A 4,695-nucleotide genomic window follows, 5' to 3' on the forward strand; every position below is an offset into this window, starting at 1 on the left:
CGGCACCTGGAGCGGAGACACCACCTCCTACACCACCAAGCCGGCCGTGGGCACCACCCCGCTGGGCAGCTTCGCCGCCATCCCGGACGGCTCGGGCCTGCACAGCGCCCCGCTGGACACCGCCGCGGTCTCGGCGCTGCTGGGCGGCAGCCACGGCCTCGCGCTGACCGGCAAGGGCACGGACCCGCTGTGGCTGTGGTCCAAGGAGGCGACCGCCGCGGACGCCGCTCCGCAGCTGATCCTCACCTTCGGCCCGAAGTAACCGGAGGAGAAGCTCAACCCGGCCGCCCGGCTTCGGCTTCGGCTTCGGCTTCGGCCAGGGATTCCCCGACGGTCCGCTCGCGCGGGTCCTGGAGCGAGGCGTACAGCTCCAGGGCCCGCCGGAATGCCCTCCGGGCCTGCGGGGCACGGCCCCGGGCCCGGAGGCAGATGCCCAGCTGGTGCAGGGCGTGCGCGGTTCCGGCGCGCATGCCCGTGCGTTCGTGGAGGCCGATGGCCGTCCCGTAGCACGCCTCGGCCCGGCGGTGGTCCCCCCTGTCCCGGTGTGCGGTGGCGATCAGCGTCCAGGTCGAGGCCTGGAACCACAGCGAGCCGTGCGCACGGTGGAGTTGCTCCGCCCGCTCCAGAGGGGCGACGGCCTGTCCGGGCCGGCCGAGCGCGAGCAGTACCTCGCCGAGGCCGGTCAGGGCCACGCCCGTTCCCCAGGTGTCGCCCGCGCCCGCGGAGAGCTCCACCGCACGGGCGATACGGGCGTCGGCTTCCGCGTCACGCCGTTGCCGTACGCAGGACATCGCGTACGCGACCAGCGCCGTGATCTCCCCGACCGCGTCGCCCGCCGCCGCGAACCGCTCGACGGCCCGCCTGTAGTGCCCGTCGGCCCGCACGTGGTCCCGCAGCCCGGCCCGGGCGGCGGCGAGCACGCTTTCGGCGCAGGCCACCGCGCGCGGCCCGTCGCCTTCCGCGGCCTTCCGGGCCACGGTTCCGACGCTGAGCAGGTCACCGTGGTGGTGGCGCAGGTAGAGGAAGGGCCACAGGGCGTACGGCAACTGCCACGCCACCGGGTTCCCGGCCGTGTGTGCGGCCTCGACGCACGCCTTCAGGTTCGCCCTCTCGGCCTCGCACCACTCCAGCGCCTCCGTCAGCGAGGCGAACCGCAGCGGCACGCACCCGTCGGGTGCGGCCGCGGTGTCCACGCGGTGGCGTGCCCGGCCCAGCAGTACGTCCGCCACCGATTCGGCCGAGTGCGCGTACCAGGCGAGGACCCGGACGGTGCCGGCCTCCAGCTCTTCCCGGGGTTCGTCCGCCCGGGCGCATTCGCGGGCGTAGTCGCGTACCAGGTCGTGCATCCGGAAGCGGCCGGGCCGCACCTCCATCACGAGGTTCGCGGCGCGCAGTTCGCCGAGGAGCCGACCGGCCGCCGCGGCCGGCTCCCCCACGACGGCGGCCGCGGCCGCCACGCCCGTCTCGGCGCCCGGGTGCAGGGCGAGCAGCCGGAACGCCCGCGCCTGGTCGGCGGGGAGCGCCCGGTAGGACCAGGCGAAGACCGACCGCACCGCGGTGCTGTTCTCTCCCGGCACCGTCAGGAGGTCCAGCCGCGCCCCTGCGGTGTCCGGTTGCCCGGCCAGGGCGGCGGTGAACGGGTCACCCCACTCGATGACGTGCTCGGCGGCGATCATCATGGCGAGGGGCAGGCATCCGCAGTACCGCGCGATGGCCGACAGCCCGGCGTCCGTGTCGTCCCGTTCACCTGTTTCATCCGTTGCGTCCGGGACGGCAGCGGTCGCCCCGGCCCGCGGTGCGGCCGCCGCCCGGGCCCCCGGCACGGTCCGCCGGCCGAGCGCACTCCGCAGGAACCCCACGGCCTCGTCGACCGGCAGCGGCTCCAGGCCGACCCGCAGGGCGCCGTGCCGTACGCTCAGGGCGGTCAACCGCCGTCGGCTGGTGACGATGGCCAGGCTGTCGCCGACGGCCGGCAGCAGCGGTGCCACCTGGGCGGCGCCCGCGGCGTCGTCGAGCACCACGATCACCCGGCGCTGCGCGAGCATGCTGCGGACCAGGGCCATCCGCTCGGCGGGCTCCACCGGGACGGTCTGCGGCGGCCGCCCCAGGGCGTGGAGCAGCCCGGACGCCACCTCCTCCGGCGCCGCCCGGTTCCCGGACGGACCGTGTGCGCCCAGATCTGCGAAGAGCGTCCCGTCCGGCCGTGACGGGGCCAGGCCTGTGGCGAGCGCGACGGCGAACGTCGTCTTGCCGACGCCCCCCATCCCGTCGACCGCTATCACGGCGGGCCCGCCGTGCCCGTCGAGGAAGGCCCGGGCCCGGCCGATCTCCGCCTCCCGGCCCCACATCCGCCCCACGGCGGGCAACTGGGCGGGGACCGGGTTCCCGGTGCGGGGCTCGTCCGGTACGGGTGGGGCCGCCGCGTCGTCGGATTGCTCGGACAGGAGCCGGTCGTGGACGAGCCGGGCCAGTTCGTCGCCCGAGCCCATGGCCCGGTCGCAGCGCTCGGCGAGTTCGAGGGTGAGGGGGCGCAGGCCGTTCTCGACCCGGCTCAGGTAGCTCTTGCTGTAGTGGACCTGCCCGGACAGCCGGGCCAGCGACCAGCCGCGCCGGACGCGCAGTGCACGGAGATGCTCGCCGGTCAACGCCTTGCGACCCCCGTGCGTCGCGGCCTTCGGCTCAGACGCGCCATTCGCTTTCCCTTTTCCTTCCGAACCGCTGCCGGTCGTTGCCAAGGACGGTTGGCAACGACCGGCAACGCTCCACGAGGTCTCCTGGTGCGTCAACGGCCGTACGGTCGTCGTGTGCCGGATCAGGACACGGGGGGCCTGTCCGGCACACCCCCCTTGCCACCCTTCGGAACGGCCTCATTCAGTCACAGGAGCGATCATGACGTTAGCCATCCTCCGCCGCTCGGCGCTCGCCGCCACCGCCCTCGCGCTGGCCGGTGCCGCACTGACCGCCGGTACGGCCTCCGCCGCCCCGGCGCCGACCGCGTCGGGCTACTGCCACGTGTCGGGGCTCGGCGGCGACTACATCTGCGAGTACGGGGAGTCCTGGCACACCTACCCCAACGGGCAGCGGCAGGTGTTCATCGTCGGCACGGACTTCGCGGTCTGGACCCGCTACAGCCACGCCAACGGCAACTGGAGCGACTGGCAGTCGATGGGCGGCAGGGCCGCCAGCGGGGTGCGGGTCGAGGGGAACAACACCTGGAACCCGACCATCTCCCACGTCGGCACGGACGGCGACCGCTGGTACCGCCACCGCCTGGTCAGCGGCTCCTGGACCAACTGGCAGAAGTGAGCGCGGCCGGTCCCGCTCGGCGGCCCCTACGGCAGCGTCCGTAGGGGCCCGCCCCCGTGTGCGGTGCCCGTCGTCCCGGCTCCCCGCCGGGGCGTTCCGCCGGGCACGGGCATGCGTGCGTATCCGGCCGGACACGGCGCGACGACAATGTCCGAAGATCAACTGCGCGGCGCGGCAGCCCGCAGCCGGCTCCCTCACCTGTTCGAGGTGCGTTGTCGTGCGAACGCGTGACTGCGATTGCGCCGCACCTTCGCGTGTACAGGCTGGAAGGCAGCGCATCCGACGACGTACGGCGAGGAGCGATGATCGTATCGGTGATGTCCATGCCGGACGGCGTCATGACGCGTATCCGGCCGGCCGAGGTGCGCGAGCGCCTCGCGACATCCCCGTTCCTCCTCGTGGACGTGGAACTGCCCGAGGAGACCGCGCCCGACGAGCAGCCGCTCGTACACCTGTTGGGCCTGGACGCTGCGAAGCTGGGATGGCTCGGCCGGGAGGGGGAGGCCGCGCGGGCCGAGTTCCTCGGGGACAGCGCCGCGTTCGTCCTGCCCGCGGTCGAGGAGGGCCGGATCGTCCACGTCCACGCCGTGGTGACCGAGACGTACCTGGTGACGGCGCACCGGGGCGCGGTCGGACTGCTGGCGAGCCTCACCGCACGGTTCCCGCACGAACGTCCCCCGGACGCGGTGGGCATGCTGTTCCTCCTGCTGGACGAGGGTCTGGAGACCTACCGCCGGTCTGCGATCCAGGCCCTGCTGGACGTGGAGGACCTGGAGGACGAGATGTTCCGCCGAAGGCAGCCCGAGCAGCTCTACCGGCTGGCGCGGATGCGGCGGACCGCGGCCCTCCTGCACCACACGCTCCTTCCCTACCACCAAGTGACGGAAGAGGCGTTCACTCGCCGCATGATGAGCGGCAGCTTCCCCGAGGCGCGCCAGCGGCTCGCGCATGAGTTCCAGCGCAGTGCGAACCTGACGCTCACCGCCATCGAGTCGCTCCAGGAGGCGGCCCGCCGTGCCTTCGCCAGCTACGCCTCCCTGGTGTCGGGCGACCAGAACGGCGTGATCAACCGCCTGGCGATCGTGTCGACGATCTTCCTGCCGCTGACCTTCGTGACGGGGTTCTTCGGCATGAACTTCGAATACCTGACGAACGAGCTGAAGAGCAGGGCGATCTTCTGGCTGCTCGCCGTGGGGCTGCAAGTGGTCTTCCTGGCCGCCGCGCTCCTCGTACTGCACCGCACCGGCCTGTGGCGCAGGCTGCAGGACGAGGAAGGCCGCCTCGACGACACCTAGTTGTATTGCCCAGTGAGGTTGGGGACGCGGCTGGCGGGTGGTTTGCCTGCGAGCGCGGTGTGTCCGCGGTGGTGATTGTAGGTGTGCAGCCATT

The 4,695-nt window shown here is 73.2% G+C and carries 3 protein-coding genes and 1 pseudogene; 3 read left to right on the plus strand and 1 reads right to left on the minus strand.

The window, feature by feature from the left end; all coding sequences use genetic code 11:
- Positions 1–262 (plus strand): annotated as a pseudogene (locus ACIQUT_RS40130) (hypothetical protein); the annotation flags it as partial.
- A gap of 13 nt (positions 263–275) precedes the next feature.
- Here the strand turns inward: ACIQUT_RS40130 and ACIQUT_RS40135 are convergent.
- Positions 276–2,645, minus strand: a complete 2,370-nt coding sequence (locus ACIQUT_RS40135; RefSeq protein ID WP_403570659.1) for an ATP-binding protein — start codon at positions 2,643–2,645, stop codon at positions 276–278.
- 244 nt (positions 2,646–2,889) lie between these two features.
- Here ACIQUT_RS40135 and ACIQUT_RS40140 point away from each other — a divergent pair, with 244 nt between their 5' ends.
- Both ACIQUT_RS40140 and ACIQUT_RS40145 read left to right on the plus strand, forming a co-directional pair.
- Positions 2,890–3,306 carry a hypothetical protein gene (locus tag ACIQUT_RS40140; RefSeq protein ID WP_403570660.1) on the plus strand — a complete coding sequence of 139 codons (417 nt, stop codon included), beginning with the start codon at positions 2,890–2,892 and terminating at the stop codon, positions 3,304–3,306.
- A 302-nt stretch (positions 3,307–3,608) separates the two neighbouring features.
- The gene (locus ACIQUT_RS40145; RefSeq protein WP_403570662.1) at positions 3,609–4,601 is read left to right on the plus strand and encodes a CorA family divalent cation transporter; all 993 of its coding nucleotides are present in this window, start codon (positions 3,609–3,611) and stop codon (positions 4,599–4,601) included.
- Positions 4,602–4,695: the final 94 nt, after the last annotated feature.

The organism is Streptomyces sp. NPDC090445, assembly GCF_044769385.1.
Lineage (GTDB): Bacteria > Actinomycetota > Actinomycetes > Streptomycetales > Streptomycetaceae > Streptomyces.

Bases quoted from the DNA above. Each gene is read 5' to 3' on its own strand.
- ACIQUT_RS40145 (WP_403570662.1), top strand. From the start codon at position 3,609: ATGATCGTATCGGTGATGTCCATGCCGGACGGCGTCATGACGCGTATC.
- ACIQUT_RS40140 (WP_403570660.1), top strand. From the start codon at position 2,890: ATGACGTTAGCCATCCTCCGCCGCTCGGCGCTCGCCGCCACCGCCCTC.